At 71.8% G+C, this 16,827-nt stretch carries 16 protein-coding genes; 10 read left to right on the top strand and 6 right to left on the bottom strand.

From position 1 onward, the window contains the following. Nucleotides 1-489: 489 nt before the first annotated feature. Entirely contained in the window at nucleotides 490-1,299 is an 810-nt protein-coding gene (locus ACIQFZ_RS11915) for a peptidoglycan recognition protein (protein ID WP_365429689.1), read from the bottom strand. A gap of 189 nt (nucleotides 1,300-1,488) precedes the next feature. On the opposite strand from ACIQFZ_RS11915, the gene ACIQFZ_RS11920 reads away from it, so the two are divergent. Continuing rightward, nucleotides 1,489-2,673: a MarP family serine protease gene (locus tag ACIQFZ_RS11920; protein WP_376650965.1), complete on the top strand. Its 1,185-nt coding sequence runs from the start codon at nucleotides 1,489-1,491 to the stop codon at nucleotides 2,671-2,673. A 46-nt stretch (nucleotides 2,674-2,719) separates the two neighbouring features. Here the strand turns inward: ACIQFZ_RS11920 and ACIQFZ_RS11925 are convergent, their stop codons facing one another. Continuing rightward, complete coding sequence (locus tag ACIQFZ_RS11925) at nucleotides 2,720-3,208, bottom strand: GNAT family N-acetyltransferase (protein WP_365429685.1); 489 nt, start codon at nucleotides 3,206-3,208, stop codon at nucleotides 2,720-2,722. Between the two features lie 71 nt (nucleotides 3,209-3,279). Between ACIQFZ_RS11925 and ACIQFZ_RS11930 the strand changes: the two genes are divergently transcribed. Both ACIQFZ_RS11930 and ACIQFZ_RS11935 read left to right on the top strand, forming a co-directional pair. After that, nucleotides 3,280-4,176: a TIGR01777 family oxidoreductase gene (locus tag ACIQFZ_RS11930; RefSeq protein ID WP_383061587.1), complete on the top strand. Its 897-nt coding sequence runs from the start codon at nucleotides 3,280-3,282 to the stop codon at nucleotides 4,174-4,176. A 203-nt stretch (nucleotides 4,177-4,379) separates the two neighbouring features. Continuing rightward, nucleotides 4,380-5,804, top strand: coding sequence for an NAD(P)/FAD-dependent oxidoreductase (locus tag ACIQFZ_RS11935; RefSeq protein WP_383061588.1), 1,425 nt, complete (start codon nucleotides 4,380-4,382; stop codon nucleotides 5,802-5,804). Between the two features lie 171 nt (nucleotides 5,805-5,975). Here ACIQFZ_RS11935 and ACIQFZ_RS11940 read toward each other — a convergent pair whose 3' ends face one another. Beyond that, nucleotides 5,976-7,466 (bottom strand): regulator, encoded by a 1,491-nt coding sequence (locus ACIQFZ_RS11940; RefSeq protein ID WP_365429679.1) that lies wholly within the window; start codon nucleotides 7,464-7,466, stop codon nucleotides 5,976-5,978. 244 nt (nucleotides 7,467-7,710) lie between these two features. Between ACIQFZ_RS11940 and lipB the strand changes: the two genes are divergently transcribed. The 4 genes from lipB (at nucleotide 7,711) to ACIQFZ_RS11960 (ending at nucleotide 10,863) form a co-directional block, all read left to right on the top strand. Next, on the top strand, nucleotides 7,711-8,508 hold the full coding sequence (lipB, locus tag ACIQFZ_RS11945) for a lipoyl(octanoyl) transferase LipB (RefSeq protein ID WP_365429677.1): 798 nt from the start codon (nucleotides 7,711-7,713) through the stop codon (nucleotides 8,506-8,508). A gap of 119 nt (nucleotides 8,509-8,627) precedes the next feature. Next, nucleotides 8,628-9,593 (top strand): lipoyl synthase, encoded by a 966-nt coding sequence (gene lipA, locus ACIQFZ_RS11950; protein WP_365429675.1) that lies wholly within the window; start codon nucleotides 8,628-8,630, stop codon nucleotides 9,591-9,593. Nucleotides 9,594-9,867: 274 nt separating this feature from the next. Continuing rightward, nucleotides 9,868-10,068: a hypothetical protein gene (locus tag ACIQFZ_RS11955; protein ID WP_141361545.1), complete on the top strand. Its 201-nt coding sequence runs from the start codon at nucleotides 9,868-9,870 to the stop codon at nucleotides 10,066-10,068. 93 nt (nucleotides 10,069-10,161) lie between these two features. Beyond that, complete coding sequence (locus ACIQFZ_RS11960; RefSeq protein ID WP_365429673.1) at nucleotides 10,162-10,863, top strand: DUF4191 domain-containing protein; 702 nt, start codon at nucleotides 10,162-10,164, stop codon at nucleotides 10,861-10,863. Nucleotides 10,864-10,962: 99 nt separating this feature from the next. Here the strand turns inward: ACIQFZ_RS11960 and ACIQFZ_RS11965 are convergent, their stop codons facing one another. Next, nucleotides 10,963-11,430 carry an RDD family protein gene (locus tag ACIQFZ_RS11965; RefSeq protein WP_361409324.1) on the bottom strand — a complete coding sequence of 156 codons (468 nt, stop codon included), beginning with the start codon at nucleotides 11,428-11,430 and terminating at the stop codon, nucleotides 10,963-10,965. Between the two features lie 208 nt (nucleotides 11,431-11,638). Between ACIQFZ_RS11965 and glnA the strand changes: the two genes are divergently transcribed. Beyond that, a complete protein-coding gene (glnA, locus tag ACIQFZ_RS11970; RefSeq protein ID WP_365430472.1) occupies nucleotides 11,639-13,048 on the top strand; it encodes a type I glutamate--ammonia ligase in 1,410 nt (469 codons plus the stop codon). Between the two features lie 242 nt (nucleotides 13,049-13,290). Here glnA and ACIQFZ_RS11975 read toward each other — a convergent pair whose 3' ends face one another. Together ACIQFZ_RS11975 and ACIQFZ_RS11980 are read right to left on the bottom strand one after the other, a co-directional pair. Further along, complete coding sequence (locus tag ACIQFZ_RS11975) at nucleotides 13,291-14,499, bottom strand: PP2C family protein-serine/threonine phosphatase (protein WP_376650962.1); 1,209 nt, start codon at nucleotides 14,497-14,499, stop codon at nucleotides 13,291-13,293. Between the two features lie 289 nt (nucleotides 14,500-14,788). Then, nucleotides 14,789-15,064, bottom strand: coding sequence for a hypothetical protein (locus ACIQFZ_RS11980; protein ID WP_402691145.1), 276 nt, complete (start codon nucleotides 15,062-15,064; stop codon nucleotides 14,789-14,791). A 394-nt stretch (nucleotides 15,065-15,458) separates the two neighbouring features. Here ACIQFZ_RS11980 and ACIQFZ_RS11985 point away from each other — a divergent pair, with 394 nt between their 5' ends. Further along, nucleotides 15,459-15,716, top strand: a complete 258-nt coding sequence (locus ACIQFZ_RS11985) for a hypothetical protein (protein ID WP_365430478.1) — start codon at nucleotides 15,459-15,461, stop codon at nucleotides 15,714-15,716. Nucleotides 15,717-15,902: 186 nt separating this feature from the next. Next, a complete protein-coding gene (gene htpX, locus ACIQFZ_RS11990; protein ID WP_365430480.1) occupies nucleotides 15,903-16,826 on the top strand; it encodes a zinc metalloprotease HtpX in 924 nt (307 codons plus the stop codon). Nucleotide 16,827 lies beyond the last annotated feature (1 nt).

Consider the following 16,827-nt stretch of genomic DNA (forward strand, 5'->3'; position numbering starts at 1 on the left):
TGGGAGGACCGAGAGGCCTGGGAGACCCCAGCGACCCGGGCAACCCGAGAGGGCCAAGAGGCCCGGGCGGGCCAAGAGGCCCCGGAGACCCGGGAAGCCTGCAAAGCCCGGGAGACCCGAAAGGCCCGCGCGACCCGAGAGACCCGCGGGACCCGAGAGGGCCAGGAGGCCCCAGAGACCCTGGAAGCCCGAGAGACCCGAGAGGTCCGCGCGACCCGAGAGACCTGGGAGGCCTGGGAGGGCCAGGCGACCCGCGGGACCCGAGAGGGCCAGGAGGCCCCGGAGGGCCCGGAGGCCCCAGAGGGCCAAGGGGCCCAGGAAGCCCAGAAATGCCGGGTGGGCCAAGAGGCCCAGGAAAGCCGGGTGGGCCCGGTGGGTCGGGAAGGCCAGGCGCCCCCGGTAGGCCCGGTGGGTCGGGAAGCCAGGGTGCGCCCGGTGGGTCGGGAAGGCCAGGTGGGCCGGGTGGGCCAGGAAGGCCAAGAGGGCGGCTCAGGTTCGGCCCTGGAGGTGGGCTGCGGCTTCGCGGATCGCCGGGAGGCGTACGGTCAGCGAGGCGCCCGGGCAGTTGGTCCTGAACCCGTCCCTGTGGCCGGCCAGGGCGGGGAGCAGGACGGTGGCACCGGACGCGTAGCGGCTCTGGCCGTTGCTGGAGACCAGGCTGACGCTGCCGCGCGGGTCGACTCCGGCCAGGCCCAGTTTCCAGGCGGTCAGCGCGGCGATCGCGTCGGTCATGGCGCGCGGCACGGGTGTCCCGGCCGTGAAGGTGCCGATGGCGGCGATGCCCGCCGTGCGGTGGTTGAAGCCCTGGGTGTGGGCGCCGGTGACGGCGCGGTCGACTCCGCCGGCGCGGCCCTCGTAGATCGTGCCGCAGCGGTCGACGAGGAAGTTGTAGCCGATGTCGTCCCACGCGCGGGCGCCGGTCTGCCCGGCGTACAGGCGGCGGATGACGCTCGGGGTGTCGGCGCAGGCGTAGCCGTTCGGCGAGTCGGTGTGGTGCACGAAGACGGCGACGACCTTGTCGTCGTAGCGCGGGGGCGGCTGGGCGTGCCTCACGGTGGCGTCCAGCCAGGCCGAGCGGGGCACGATCCGCGGCCGGGGCGCGTCGTGCGCCGGGGCCGCCGGACGGGGCACGGCGGCGGGCACGGACACGGACGTCGTCCGTCCGGAGCCGGACACGTACAGCAGCAGCGCGCCGGCGGCGGCGACGCCCGGCAGGCAGCACAGGAGCGCCACGAGAGCGCGGCGCGGTCGCTCCGGACGCGGGCCGCGCGCCCGCCCGGCGTTTCGCACAACACGCATGAGCCCACCCTCGAGCGGTTCCGGTCCGTCCGCGATGTGCGCTCTGCCACCTGGTGGAACCATCGTCCCGGTCCAGGACGTTTCTGGTGGTACACGTACGCGTGGCCGGTCCCCGGATCCACGTGCGCGTGGCTGATCACTGGACCCGTCCCGCGCGTATGTGTGGATCCGAGGAGAAAGGCGGCGTGAGTGGACCTGCTCGACCTGCTGTTGGTGCTGGTGATCCTCGTCTACGCCGCGTCCGGCTACCGGCGGGGACTGGTGGCCGGCTGCGTCTCGCTGGCCGGTTTCGTCGGCGGTGCCGTCGTCGGCGTGTGGATCCTGCCGTGGGTGATGGACTTCGTCACGCGCGGGACGACCACGGCGACGGTCACCGCCGTGTTCACGGTCCTGGTGCCGGCCGTGGTGGGGCACGAACTGGCGGGCCGTCTGGCGCTGCGGCTGCGGCGCGAGCTGGACCGCGGGCCGCTGCGGGTGGCCGACGGCATCGGCGGGGCCGCCGCCAACACGGTGGCGGTGCTGATCGTGGCCTGGGTGGCGGCGAGCGTCCTGGCCGCCTCCTCCTCCCCGGTGGTGACGTCGGCGATACGCGACTCCAGGCTTCTGGGCGCCGTGCAGAACGCGATGCCGGACACCACCCCGGCCTGGTTCTCGCGTGCCACCTCCGCGCTGACCGAGGCGGGCTTCCCGCAGGTCTTCAACCCCTTCGAGAACGAGCCGGCGGCAGGCGTCGCCCGGCCCTCCGGGGACAGCGTGACGGAGAGCGCGACGAACGCCGCCCGGTTCAGCACGGTCAAGATCGAGGGAGCCGCGGGCAACCAGGGCCGCGAGGGCAGCGGGTTCGTGTACGCGCCGGAGCATGTGATGACCAACGCGCACGTGGTGGCGGGCATCGACGATCCGGCCGTACGGATCGGCGGCGTCGGGCGGTCGTACGAGGCCCGGGTGGTGCTGTTCGACCCGCACCGGGACGTGGCCGTGCTCTACGTCCCCGGGCTGGACGCCCCCGTGCTGCGGTTCGACGACACCGCCGGGCGCGGCGACTCGGCGGTGGTCGCGGGTTATCCGCAGGACGGCGACCTGAACCTCCAGGCGGCGACGGTCGCGAACCGGATCGAGGCGACGGGCCAGAACATCTACAACAACGGCACGGTCACCCGGGAGATCTACTCGATCCGCTCCACGGTCCGCCCCGGCAATTCCGGTGGTCCGCTGCTCACCACGGACGGCCGGGTCTTCGGCGTGGTCTTCGCCCGCTCCACCTCCGACAACGAGACGGGATACGTCCTGACGGCGGCCGAGGTCGCCCCGGACGCGCAGCGGGCGGCGCACGCGACCGCGCCGGTGGACACGGGCCGGCTGGTGACCTCGTGATCCAGGGCCTTCCGTTGACTCAGGGCCTTCCGTCGGGCCCCGCGGCTCAGAGGAAGCGGCCCATGAGGACGTCGTCGACGTAGGCGCCGTCCAGGTGGAACTCCTCCGGCTGGACGCCTTCCACCACGAAGCCCTCGGACTCGTACAGCTTGCGAGCGGGGGTGTTGTGGCCCAGTACCCGCAGGGTGATCCGGCGGGCGCCCTGGCGGCGGGCCTCCTCGACGGCGGCGTGCAGCAGGGCGCGGCCCACCCCGCTGCCGCGGGCCTCCTCGGCCACGGCGAGTCCGCGGATCTGCCGGACGTGCGCGTTCGACGCCAGTTCGGTGGGGAAGCCGAGGCGGATGTAGCCGACCAGCCGGCCGCCGAGTTCGGCGACCAGGTGGTCGCGCGGTCCCGACCGGTGTGTGAAGAAGGGCTCGTAGGGCTGCCGCGGGGGCGGGGTGACCGCGTGCGCCGTGGACCAGGTCTCACGGTCGAGCCGGCCGAGACCGTCCTCGTCGTCGAATGTGGCGTGGCGTATGCAGGGAACCGGCATGACGGTCACTCTACGGCGCGGACCGGACCGGACCGCCGGGATTTCTGCGGCCCGGCGGGCAGGATGGACGCATGGAACGTTCGCGAATCGCGGTGGCCGGCGCGTCCGGTCTGATCGGCAGTGCCCTGGTGCGGTCCCTGGTCGCGGACGGGCACGAGGTGGTGCGCCTGGTGCGCCGTTCGGCCCGCGGCGAGGACGAGGTCTGCTGGGATCCCGTCGGCCGGTACGTGGACGCGGCGGGGCTCGCCGGGTGCGACGCGGTGGTCAACCTGGCGGGCGCGGGCGTGGGCGACCACCGGTGGACGCAGGAGTACAAGAAGGCGATCCGGGACAGCCGGGTGCTCGGCACGACGGCGCTCGCCGAGGCCGTCGCCTCCCTGGACACACCCCCGCGGGTGTTCGTCAGCGGCAGCGCGATCGGCTACTACGGCGACACCGGCGAGCGCGCCGTCGACGAGGACGCGCCGCCCGGGGACGGTTTTCTGCCGGCGATGTGCGTCGAGTGGGAGCAGGCCGCGGCTCCCGCGCGGGAGGCGGGCGTCCGAACGGTGTTCGCCCGCACCGGACTGGTGGTGGCCCGTGAGGGCGGGGCATGGGCGCGGCTGTTCCCGCTGTTCAAGGCCGGGTTGGGCGGTCGGATGGGAGACGGGCGGCAGTTCTGGTCGTTCATCGCGCTGCACGACGAGGTGGCCGCGCTGCGCCATCTGCTGGACACCGAGAGCCTGTCCGGGCCGGTCAACCTCACCGCGCCGCAGCCGCTGACGAACGGTGAGATCACCGCGGCCATGGGCCGGGTGCTGCAACGGCCGACGCTGTTCTCCGTGCCGGCGCCGGTCCTGCGCGCGGTGCTCGGGGAGATGGCGGGCGATGTGCTGGGCAGCGCGCGGGTGGTGCCGAAGCGGCTGCTGGAGTCGGGGTTCTCGTTCGCCTTTCCGGGGATCGAGGACGCCGTCCGTGCGGCGCTGTGACGCCTGTGACGGCTCGCCGTGCCACCTTGCGATCGCGCGCGGAACACCTTGCGACCGTGTGCGACCGCCGTGCGACCGTGCCCTGCCCATGCGCGACTGTCCCTGACTCGGTGCGGTCCTAATCTCGACGCGAACTCGGGTATTCCTGACGCCGGTCGTGGGCATTACCGCTCCACCGGCCGCGCAACCTCGAGGAGGGGCACGTGCTTGAGCCCGCGTATCAGGCTGACGTCGTCGTCGTGGGAGCCGGGGTCGCCGGGCTCGCGGCAGCGCATCGACTGACCAGCGCAGGAGTGACGACTGCGGTCCTGGAGGCCGCCCCTTACGTGGGCGGCCGCATGTCGACGGAGAAGGTCGACGGGTTCCGGCTCGACCGGATCGGACAGCTGCTGAACACGTCGTATCCCCAACTGGCCCTGAGCCCGGGGCTCGACGCGCTCGTGCTGCGTCCCTTCGCGCCGGGCGTCCTGCTGCACAGCGACGGACGGCACCTCCGTACGGGCGCTCCGGCGCACGGAGGGAGCGCGAGGAGCGCACTTCACGTAGTGCGCGCCCTGGCGAGCGCCCCCCGTCCGCCGCTCCCCCGGCCGTCGCCCCTCGCCCGTGCGTCCCTCTCCCGGCCGTCCGTTCCCCCGTCGTCCGCCACGTCGTTCCTCGACGGTCCGCCGCCCGGCCGCCGCGGGATCGGCACGCCGCTGCGGCTGCGCGCCGCGCTCGGCCGGATCGCCGCCACGCCGGTCGAACGCCTGCTGTCACGCCCCGAGTTGACGGCCCAGCAGGCGCTGGCCGCCCGCGGCCTGCCCGCCCGCACCGTCGACGGCTTCCTGCGTCCGCTGCTCGCCGCCCTGTTGTGCGACCCGGATCTCACCACGTCCAGCCGCTGCGCGGACCTGGCCCTGCACTCCTTCGCCTCCGGCCGGCTGTGCCTGCCGGAGGGCGGCGCCGAGGTCCTGCCGGAGCTGCTCGCGCGCACGCTGCCGCCCGGCACCGTGCACACCGGCGTACGGGCCACCTCGGTCTCCACCACCTCGGTGACCACCGCCGAGCACGGTGAGATCCGCTGCCGGGCCGTGCTGGTCGCCACCGACGCGCGTGCCGCCGCCGAGCTGCTGCCCGGGCTGCGCGTACCGGACTTCCACCCGGTGACGGTGGTCCACCACACGACCGACGAGCCCCCGGAGACGGGCGGGTACCTGCTGCTCGACGCGGAGCGCGGCGGCCCGGTGGCGCACACGGCGGTGGTCAGCCGCGTCGACCCCTCCCGCGCGCCCGCCGGCCGCGCCCTGGTGTCGTCGACGGTCCTGGGCGTGCCCCCGGCCGACATCGACACGGCCGTACGCCGCCATCTGTCCCGCCTCTACGGCACCTCCACCACCCGGTGGGAGACGCTGGCCGTGCACCACACCCGCGAGGCCGTCCCCGCGATGCGGCCCCCGCACGATCCGCGGCGCCCGGTGCGGCTGCTGGCGGGCCTGTACGTGTGCGGCGACCACCGGGACACCAGCACCGTCCAGGGCGCGCTGCACTCGGCCCACCGGGCCGCCGCGGCGATCCTGGGCGACCTGGGAGCCGGCCGCCCGATGGACCGGGCGGACCCGACAGCAACAGAGCCGACAGCCGCCGCCTGATCGAAAGCCCCAGCCCGACACCGCCACCCCGTCCCGGGACTCGACCGAACGCCACTGCCGTTGTCCCGGGACTCGCCCCAACACCGCCGCCACGCCCCGGGGGGCTCAACCCAGCTCCGCCACCTTTGCCCCCCGGGGCTCAACCCAACGCCGCCGCCTCGTCCCCGAGACTCAGCCCAGTGCCGCCACCCTGTCCCGGTAGCCGCGTACGGGTGTCGCGTCCTTGTACGGTTCCAGGCGGCGTTCGAAGTCCTTGACGTACTCCACCGCCCGGACCGAGCGCATGTCCGCGGCCTGGGTCGCCGCCTCGGCGGCCAGGCGGCAGGCCTGGTCCAGGTCGCCGAGGCCGAGGCGGGCGGTGGCCAGGACCACCCGGCAGAACAGCCGGCTGCGGGCGTGCGCCGGGGCGCGCAGCCGCAGGGCGCGTTCGGCGTGCTGCGCGGCGGCCCGGTACTGCTGGAGGTCCCGGTGGCAGTGCCCGGACTCGTCGGCCAGCTGGGCCTCGTCGAAGCGCGCCCAGGAGGGCACCTCGTCCCCGGGCCGGGCCGCCTCCAGGGAGCGCTCGGCGCGCACCAGGGACGCGGTGCAGGCGCGCACCTCGCCCAGCACGCCGTGCCCGCGCGCCTCGGCGGCGTGCAGCAGCGCCTGCACGGCGGGCGGGGCGGAGCCGCCGAGCCCCTGCTGGGCCACCCGTGCGAGCTGCACGGCCTCCCGCCCGTGTCCGAGGTAGACGGCCTGCCGGCTCATGGTGACCAGCACATAGGCGCCGTAGGGCCGGTCCCCGGCGGCCTGGGCGAGCCGCAGCGCCTGCACGAAGTAGCGCTGGGCGAGCCCGTGCGCGGCGATGTCGTACGACGTCCAGCCGGCCAGCCGGGTCAGGTCGGCGGCGGCCCCGAAGAGCCGGCGGCCGGTCTGCTCGCCGTAGGTGCCGCGCAGCATCGGCTCGCACTCGTGCTCCAGGTAGCGCACCAGGGCCTGGCGGGCGTGGCCGCCGCCGTACAGGTCGTCGAGGGTGCGGAACAGCTCGCCGACCGAGCGCAGGGCGGCGATGTCGCCGGCGGTGACCTTCAGGCCCGCCTCTCGCCCGGCCGGACCCCGTTCGGCCCGGCCGCGCTGCCGTGGCACGCCGGGCGCCGAGAAGTCGGGCACGACGAGGGCGGACCGGTCCGGGTGCCCCTGGGCGAGGAGCCGGGTGGCCGGTGCCTCCGCGCGGGCGACCCGGTCGTCGGCCCGGCCGATCAGCCAGTCCCGGCTGGGCACGACGAGACCTGCCGGGGTGAAGGCGATCCTGCGCAGTTCGGCATGGCTGCCGCAGTCCTTGCGCCACAGCCCGCCGACGATGTCGACGGCCTCCTCCGGGGTGGCGGCGAACTCCAGCCCCGCGTACACCGGGGCGCAGGCGTCCAAGCCGAGGTCCTGCGCGGTCAGGCGGCGGCCCAGACGCCGGGTGAAGACCTCCGCGATGAGGGCGGGCGTGGTGCCCCGAGGCTGCTGGCCGCGCAGCCAGCGGGTGACCGACGTCTTGTCGTATCTCAGGTCCAGCCCGTGTTCGAGGCCGAGCTGGTCGACGCGACGGGCCAGACCCGCGTTGGAGAACCCCGCCTCTGCGATGAGCGCGGCGAGCTGGCGGTTGGGAGTGCGTTGCGCGGGTCGTTCCGTCATCTGCGGTGCGGTCTCCTGCCTCTCGGGCAGCCACGCGGCCGCGTGGTGCCCGGATTGCCTGTGAGCAGCCCTTATGGCCTCATGAACGGCGCGAATGTAGCGGAGAGTGAGCAACTGACCGCAGAGTTCGACCACCATTCATCCGATCGTGTGAGGATTGCCCGCGGGGCTGACGCGTGCCGGCCGGACGTACAGTGACGTGGGCACGTTTCGTGCCTTACCACTTTCCGGGGAGGCGTTTGCCGTGAGTGAGCTGCGGTTCGTCCGCATGGGATTCGGTGCCGAGGCCGTTGACTACGTCCAGGCCTGGGACGAGCAGCGCCGGGTGCACGCCGCCCGGTTCGCGGACGAGGTCCCCGACACCGTGCTGCTCCTGGAGCACCCCCCGGTCTACACGGCCGGCCGGCGGACCGAGGACAGCGAGCGCCCGCTCGACGGCACACCCGTCATCGACGTGGACCGCGGCGGCAAGATCACCTGGCACGGTCCCGGCCAGCTGGTCGGCTACCCGATCCAGAAGCTGCCCCGCCCGGTGGACGTGGTGGCCCACGTGCGCCGCCTGGAAGAGGCTCTGATCCGCGCCTGCACGGACTTCGGCCTGGAGACCACCCGCGTCGAGGGCCGCAGCGGCGTGTGGGTGCTGGGCGACCCGGTCGAGCAGCGGCCCGCCCTGGGCGGGCTGTCCCTGGACTTCGACCCGCGCCTGGCCGACGAGGAGTTCGACCCTCGTCTGAACGGCCCGGAGTACGCCCCCTCCAACGCCGGCCAGCGCCGCGAGGACCGCAAGATCGCGGCGATCGGCATCCGGGTCGCCAAGGGCGTCACGATGCACGGCTTCGCTCTGAACGTGAACCCGGACAACAAGTGGTTCGACAAGATCATCCCGTGCGGGATCCGGGACGCCGGCGTCGCCTCGCTGGCGGCCGAGCTCGGCCGGGACGTCACGATCGAAGAGGTGCTGCCGGTCGTCGAACGGCACCTGCGGGACGTCCTGCAGAACGCGGACCCGAAGCCGCGGGAGATCGAGCGGGCCACCGCCTGACCGGGGCCCGCGCGGGGGAATGATCCCCCAGGCCCGCAGGTTGGCCTCACCGACAGGGCGCAACAAGCACGGGCGTACCCTGGTGTACGCCGAAGAATCGAAGCTACAGGGAGCCGGTCGTGTCCGCAGTCGCACCCGACGGACGCAAGATGCTGCGCCTGGAGGTCCGCAACAGCCAGACCCCCATCGAGCGCAAGCCCGAGTGGATCAAGACCCGGGCGAAAATGGGTCCCGAGTACACGAAGATGCAGAACCTCGTGAAGAGCGAGGGCCTGCACACGGTCTGCCAGGAAGCCGGCTGCCCGAACATCTACGAGTGCTGGGAGGACCGCGAGGCGACCTTCCTCATCGGCGGCGACCAGTGCACCCGGCGCTGCGACTTCTGCCAGATCGACACCGGCAAGCCCGAGGCCCTGGACCGCGACGAGCCGCGCCGCGTGGGCGAGTCCGTGGTCACCATGGACCTGAACTACGCCACGATCACCGGCGTCGCCCGCGACGACCTGGAGGACGGCGGCGCCTGGCTGTACGCCGAGACCGTGCGCCAGATCCACCAGCAGACGGCGGACCGTGAGAGCGGTCGTACGAAGGTCGAGCTGCTGGCCCCCGACTTCAACGCGGTCCCCGAGCAGCTGGCCGAGGTCTTCGACTCGCGCCCCGAGGTCTTCGCGCACAACGTCGAGACGGTGCCGCGGATCTTCAAGCGGATCCGCCCCGGCTTCCGCTACGAGCGCTCCCTGAAGGTCATCACCGAGGCCCGCGACTTCGGCCTGGTGACCAAGTCCAACCTCATCCTCGGCATGGGCGAGACCCGCGAGGAGGTCGTCGAGGCGCTCAAGCAGCTGCACGACGCGGGCTGCGAGCTGGTCACCATCACCCAGTACCTGCGCCCGTCGGTGCGCCATCACCCGGTGGAGCGGTGGGTCAAGCCGCAGGAGTTCGTCGAGCTGAAGGAGGAAGCCGAGCAGATCGGTTTCTCGGGCGTGATGTCGGGTCCGCTGGTACGGTCCTCCTACCGCGCCGGGCGGCTGTACCAGATGGCCGTCGAGAAGCGGGGCACCTACATCGCCGCCCAGGCGGTCTGACAACGGCTGACCCTCCGTCACCACCCCCGTCCCGCAAGCGGGCGGAAGAATGTGTGAAATCGGGCACAAGAGCCTACTGCCCGGTAGTGGCCGATACGACGCGGTCCTGACCGTCGCCGCAGATGAGCGGCCCGGTCAGGGCCGCGTCAGCCTTTCGGCCCGCGCCCGCGAGGCTTCATCGGTGTTTGACCGGCCGGTCACGCCCTGGTAACACCAAGCAGTGACCCTGGACTCACACCCCGTACACCAAGAGCCGTCATGAGGGGGACTTCCCATGCAGGCCGCGCACGTTCGCGCCACCGCGATTCCGTCCGTCACCGACGCACTGCGCGCGGTCGAGTCCCTGCTCATGAGCAGCGGCCAGCGCACCGCCCGCCGCAACGCCTGGAACTCCGTCCTCGAGGACCGGCGCCGGGCCAAGGACCGCGTCGAGGCGCAGCGCGTCCTCGACCAGTTCCCCGCCGTCGGCCCCTGACCGCTGCTCCCCACCCCTTTCCGCCCGCCGCCCCGGGGCCCGTACGGGTACTGCCGTCGTGGGCCGCTCCGGGAGCCACGTAGACTTCGTGGCATGGCGAGGAAGGACAACGCAGCCGAGGCTGCCAACCCCGGGCGACTGAAGCAGATCGCTCTGACCTACAAGATGACCCGCAAGGCCGACAACAAGATCGGTCTGGTACTCGCGGGTGTCTTCATCATCACCTTCGGTGTCCTTCTCGGGATCGGCTTCGCGATCGGCCACCCGGTCTACCTCGGCATCCTGGGCCTGCTGCTCGCCTTCCTCGCGACGGCGATCATCTTCGGACGCCGGGCCGAGCGCGCCGCCTTCGGGCAGATGGAGGGCCAGCCGGGAGCCGCCGCGGCGGTCCTGGACAACGTGGGCCGCGGCTGGACCACCACCCCGGCGGTGGCCATGAACCGCAGCCAGGACGTGGTGCACCGCGCGGTCGGCAAGGCCGGCATCGTGCTGGTCGCCGAGGGCAACCCGAACCGGGTGAAGTCCCTGCTCGCCGCCGAGAAGAAGAAGATGAACCGGATCGTCGTGGACGTCCCGGTGCACGACGTGATCGTGGGCGACGGCGATGGCCAGGTCCCGCTGAAGAAGCTGCGCACGACCATGCTGAAGTTCCCGCGCGTGCTGACCGGCCCGCAGGTCACCACCACCAACGACCGGCTGCGCGCCCTCGGCGACCTGATGAGCAACATGCCGCTGCCGAAGGGTCCGATGCCGAAGGGCATGCGGATGCCGAAGGGCGGCCCGAAGGCCCGCTGATCCCGCCCAGACACCTTCTACGACGACGGGGGCGCCCGGAGACCACTCCGGGCGCCCCCGTCGTCGTGGGGACGTCTCACGCGCCGTACGAGCGCGCGGTCAGATCCGCACCTCCACCGTGCCCGCCAGCCGGTCGTGCAGACCGCGGCCGTCGCGGTCCCAGATCAGGGCGGGAACGGCCAGGCAGAGCAGGACCGTGCGCAGCAGGGCGCGCAGCGGCTGCACGCGGCCGGTGCCGAGGGCGACGACGCGCAGGCCGAACAGGCGCTTGCCGGGCGTGAAGCCGATGGTGCCGACGGTGAGGATGCCGAGGGCCAGGAAGAGGAGCAGCGCCCAGTTGCTCGTGGCCTGGTGGTAGCCGTGCGTGATCAGGCCGTAGGCGATCCACAGGCACAGCGCCCAGTCGAAGGCCAGGGCGCCGAGCCGCCGTCCCGGACCGGCGATCGAGCCGGGCCCCTGCTCCGGCAGCCCCAGTTGCCGGCCCCGGTAGCCGAAGTCCGCGCCGGCGTCCTCCATGGCCGCGCGCGGCCCGGACAGCCATGATCCCATTGCTTGCCTGTTGTCCACCCGACCACCGTACTGCGACGCTGGAATCAGGGGGGTCGGCGGGGTGTCCGCGACCGCGACCGCCACCCGAGCCGGTTAACTTCAGCGAAACAAACGGGTCACGCCCGGGAAATCACCCGTCCCTAGGGTCGAGCCCAGCGTGTGCCACCGCACCGGCCGCACAACGATCTACCACCCCGGCGGGACGGTCGGGAGTAGGAGGAGCTGGATGTTCCAGAACGCCGACGAGGCCAAGCAGTACATCGCGGACGAGGACGTCAAGTTCATCGACGTCCGCTTCTGCGACCTGCCGGGCGTCATGCAGCACTTCACGTTGCCCGCCGAGGCGTTCGACCCCGACGAGGAGCAGGCTTTCGACGGGTCCTCGATCCGTGGCTTCCAGGCCATCCACGAGTCCGACATGTCCCTGCGGGCCGACCTGTCCACCGCGCGTGTGGACCCGTTCCGCCGGGACAAGACCCTCAACATCAACTTCTTCATCCACGACCCGATCACGGGCGAGCAGTACTCCCGTGACCCGCGCAACGTGGCGAGGAAGGCCGAGGCGTACCTGGCGTCCACCGGGATCGCCGACACCGCGTTCTTCGGTCCCGAGGCGGAGTTCTACGTCTTCGACAACGTCCGCTTCCGGACCGCCGAGAACGAGTCCTTCTACCACATCGACTCCGAGGCGGGCGCCTGGAACACCGGCGCGGTGGAGGACAACCGCGGCTACAAGGTCCGCTACAAGGGCGGCTACTTCCCGGTCCCGCCGGTCGACCACTTCGCCGACCTGCGCGCGGAGATCTCCCTGGAGCTGGCGAAGAACGGTCTGCAGGTGGAACGCCAGCACCATGAGGTGGGCACCGCCGGCCAGGCCGAGATCAACTACAAGTTCAACACGCTGCTCGCCGCCGCCGACGACCTCCAGCTCTTCAAGTACATCGTGAAGAACGTCGCCTGGCGCAACGGCAAGACGGCGACCTTCATGCCGAAGCCGATCTTCGGCGACAACGGCTCGGGCATGCACGTGCACCAGTCGCTGTGGAGCAACGGCGATCCGCTCTTCTACGACGAGGCCGGCTACGCGGGCCTGTCGGACACCGCCCGCTACTACATCGGCGGCATCCTCAAGCACGCCCCGGCGCTGCTCGCCTTCACCAACCCGACGGTGAACTCGTACCACCGCCTGGTGCCGGGCTTCGAGGCCCCGGTGAACCTGGTGTACTCGCAGCGCAACCGCTCCGCCGCGATGCGCATCCCGATCACCGGCTCCAACCCGAAGGCCAAGCGCGTGGAGTTCCGCGCGCCGGACTCCTCGGGCAACCCCTACCTGGCCTTCTCGGCACTGCTGCTCGCGGGCCTGGACGGCATCAAGAACAAGATCGAGCCGGCCGAGCCGATCGACAAGGACCTGTACGAGCTGGCCCCCGAGGAGCACGCCAACGTCGCCCAGGTCCCGACCTCGCTGGAGGCCGTACTCCACGCCCTGGAGGACGACCACGAGTTCCTGCTCCAGGGCGACGTCTTCACGTCCGACCTGATCGAGACGTGGGTCGACTTCAAGCGCACGAACGAGATCGCTCCGCTCCAGCTGCGCCCGCACCCGCACGAGTTCGAGCTGTACTTCGACGTGTGATATCACCCCAGGTCAGTGCGGGTAACCGCTCCCCTGGGCCGCCTGTGGGCCGTCGGCCGTGCTCTTCTCCGTTCGGAGAGGCACGGCCGACGGCCTTGTTTCGGAGCGTGCACCGCGAACGGCTGTCGAGGGCTTACGCCGGGCCGCCGCTCAGGGCGGCGCATCGGATTCGCCAGGGCGGGGTCCGCACCCGGCACGCCGAGCAGCGGCGCCGAACACCGAAGCAATATCCGTTGCCGGTGCTACGGGCGCCATTCGAACAGCAGGATGGTCGCGTCGTCCCTCAGTTGGTTGGGCTGCTGATCGAGGATGGCGTGGATGAGCAGCCGTAGTACCTCGGCCGGGCGCTGGCCGGCGGCCGAGGAGCGGATGATGAAGTCAGTGAACCGGTCGAGGCCGAATTCCAGTCCATCCGTGTCGCGTGCCTCCACAACGCCGTCGGTGTAGAGCAGGACGTGGTCGCCCGGTTTCAGCGTCGTCCGGTGTACCTGCCGGGCTGTCGGGGCGAGTTCGCCGGCCAGGCCGAGCGGGGGCTGCGGGGGGCTGTCCAGCGCCCCGTCGAGCACCCGCTCTGCACGGATCAGCAGCGGCGGCGGGTGACCGCAGTTGACCCAGTGCAGCACCCCGGTTTCCGCGTCGAGGCGGCACAGCACGCCGGTGCAGAAATGGTCGGGCAGCCACCGGGCGAGCGCCTGGTCGACGGAGCCGACGACGTCGGCCAGTTCGCCACCGGCGCGGCGGGTGTTCCGCGCTGCTGCCATGGCGACCGACGTGGTCAGGCCGGAGGCCAGATCGTGGCCCATGGAGTCGAGGATCATGGTGTGCAGCACGTTCTTGACCACCGAGTGGTCGAAGGCGTCGCCGGCGATGTCGTACGCCGGTTCCAGGACCGCGGTCGAGACGCATTTGCTGCTGCCGACGGTGTGGGGTGGCAGGAAGGCCCGCAGCATCTCGGTGGGCAACCGCATGGTCGTAATGCGGGTGCGGGCGGCGAGCCAGTCGCTGTAGGCGCGCTTGGAGGTGATCAGCATGGCGAACAGATGGGCCAGCATCCGGCTGCGGCGGATACGCACCCCGTCGAGCGCGGCGATCCGTACCGCCAGCACGCCCAGCCGCTCTGCGCCGTCCACCAGAGGCATCCATACGATCACGCCGTGGCCGGCGTCGGCCACCTGCGGGGAGATGGTGCGGTACGCCCTGCCGGCCGGCGAGTCGGCCACCGGCAGCGGCTCCAAGGCCTCGTCGAGTGGGATGAGCAGCCGTTGCTGCAGGTCGATGAGGTAGATCAGCGCGGTGTCCAGGCCGAGGGCTGAGGCGCACCGGTTCGCCAGGGCGGGCAGTTCGACGGGCAGGGCCGTCTGCGCCTCGATGATCAGCTCTTCCAGCCGGCTCTCGTCGACGGCGGCGTCGGGAACCGCGGACGCATGCGGTGGGTCCGACACGGGGATCACCACCTTCCGCGCCCAGTTTCACACCAATCCCGACCTCTCTCGCGTCAGGCACGATCGCCCCCGAGGCGACCGCGGCGAGAGCTGCTCCGTGTCACCACGGGTACCACCCAGGACCCGCTCGGGACAGACGTCCACTGATCGTGCGGGCCTCCGCAGGTACGCGGGGACGCCGGCGCTTGTTTCGACGTGTGATCGGCGTCTGCGGCGTCTGGTCGATGTCCGATCGGCAGGCGTCATGGTGAGGGCCGCCCCCCGGGTACCGGGGGGCGGCCCTTGGCCGTGTTGTCCGTCAGCGGACCACGACCACCACCGTGCTGCCGCCGAAGCCGTAGCCGCCGTATCCACCGAAGCCGTAGCCGCCGTAGCCCCCGAAGCCGTAGCCGCCGTAGCCGCCGTAGCCGGGGCCGAAGAAGCCGCCGCGACTGTAACCGCCGCACCAGCGGGACCACCCGCAACCGCCACCGTGGGTGACGCTGGTGGAGACAGTGGAGAGATGGGCCGGAGTCGTAGCCGGGGTCGCTGCCGAGGCCGTGCCCGCCGCGCCGAGGGCGGTGCCGGCCGCCATCAGAACACCGACAGCGGACGTTGCGAGGAGACGCCTTGCGCGCTGTGCTTTCATGGAAATACCTTCCTTTCCACCCCCTCGTGCGTTTTCGGGCACGAGAAGCAGGGCCGCAGCCGCAGCCGGAAAGGGTTCGGCGGCGCGGTCGTAGGTGTTGGCCCGAGTACAGGCGGCGGGGCTCGCGCGGTCGCGCTGTCAGCCCCGTGAGCAGGGTCTTCGGTCGACGCCGGGCCTGTTCCCGGACCGCCGCCCTCACCCATAGAGGCTAGCTTCCCGGCGAGCACACAGCATCTCGAGCGATCGCCTCACAGTGACGATCGCTTCACAGCACTCCCGCAGTCAGGGGATGATTCCTCGTCGGTATCAAGGACGGATAAGGACCGGAGAGGTAACGGGGATGACCGAGAACGACGACCTTGAGCGGGAGTTCGATCATCGGTGGGCGCGCGCCGCCGAGCACAAGGAGCCGTCCGCCCGTGCCCGTATGCTCGCCGCGCGGTGGAAGCACAGTCCGCCGGGGCCGGTCCCGTTCCGCGCCGACCCGGACCCGGTCGCACCGCGCCGCTCGTCGTGGATATCCACGGTCGTGGTCCTCGGCTGCGTCGCCGCGGTGATCGTGCTGCTCGGGTACGCGCAGACGCACGGCCGCCTCTGAGTCCTCCCAGTCTTCTGAGGGGCCTCCGAGTCTTCCGAGGCCGGGGAGGCCGCTCGCGCACCCCGCGCGCACGCGGACTCACAGGCGGCTTTTGCCCCTCCTGGAGCCGATCAGGACCGCTTCATGGGCATCCGCAGGTGCACACTGGATGGCGGGACGAGTGCCTTGACTGCGGGGTGATGCAAGATGCAGAGCCGCTTCCGGAGCGACCGACGGCTGACCGTGCGCATGGGGGTCACGCTGTTCCTGCTCGGGCTGCTGTACGTGGCGTTCGTGGCCGTACTGATCGTATTGCTGAAGTCCTGGGTGCTGGTCGTGGTGATCGCGGCCGGCGTGCTCGCCGCCCAGTACTGGTTCTCCGACCGGATCGCCCTGTTCGCGATGCACGGCCGGGTGGTGGAGCGGGAGGAATATCCCGAGCTGCACGCGGTGGTCGACCGGCTGTGCGCCATGGCGGACATGCCCAAACCGACCGTCGCCGTGTCCAGCATGGACATGCCGAACGCGTTCGCGACCGGGCGGAACCCGGACAACGCCGTGGTGTGCGTGACCACGGGGCTGCTGCGGCGGCTGGAACCGGCCGAGCTGGAGGGCGTGCTCGCGCACGAGCTGTCGCACGTGGCGCACAAGGACGTCGCGGTGATCACGGTGGCCTCGTTCCTCGGCGTGGTCGCGGGCCTGGTCGTGCGGTTCGCCTTCTACTCGGAGCTCTTCGGCGGGCGCGGGCGCAAGGACCAGAACACCCTCGTCCTGTTCGCCATGGTGATGGGCGTCTCGGCGGCCGTGTACGCGATCAGCTTCCTGCTGATCCGGGCGCTGTCGCGATACCGGGAGCTGGCCGCGGACCGCGCGGCGGCGCTGCTGACCGGACGGCCCTCGGCGCTGGCCGCCGCGCTCACCAAAGTGACAGGTGACATCGGGCGGATCCCGTCCGAGGACCTGCGCACCGCACAGGCCTTCAACGCCTTCTACTTCACGCCGGCGCTGGGCTCCGAGCCCGGCATCTCCCGGCTGTTCTCCACCCACCCGACACTGGAGCGGCGGCTGGAGCAGCTGGCGCAGATCTCCACCGAGCTGGGCGAGGCCGCGACGCCGGGGAAGGCGGGCTGAG

The sequence above is a fragment of the Streptomyces sp. NPDC093064 genome, from assembly GCF_044754605.1.
Classification (GTDB): domain Bacteria; phylum Actinomycetota; class Actinomycetes; order Streptomycetales; family Streptomycetaceae; genus Streptomyces.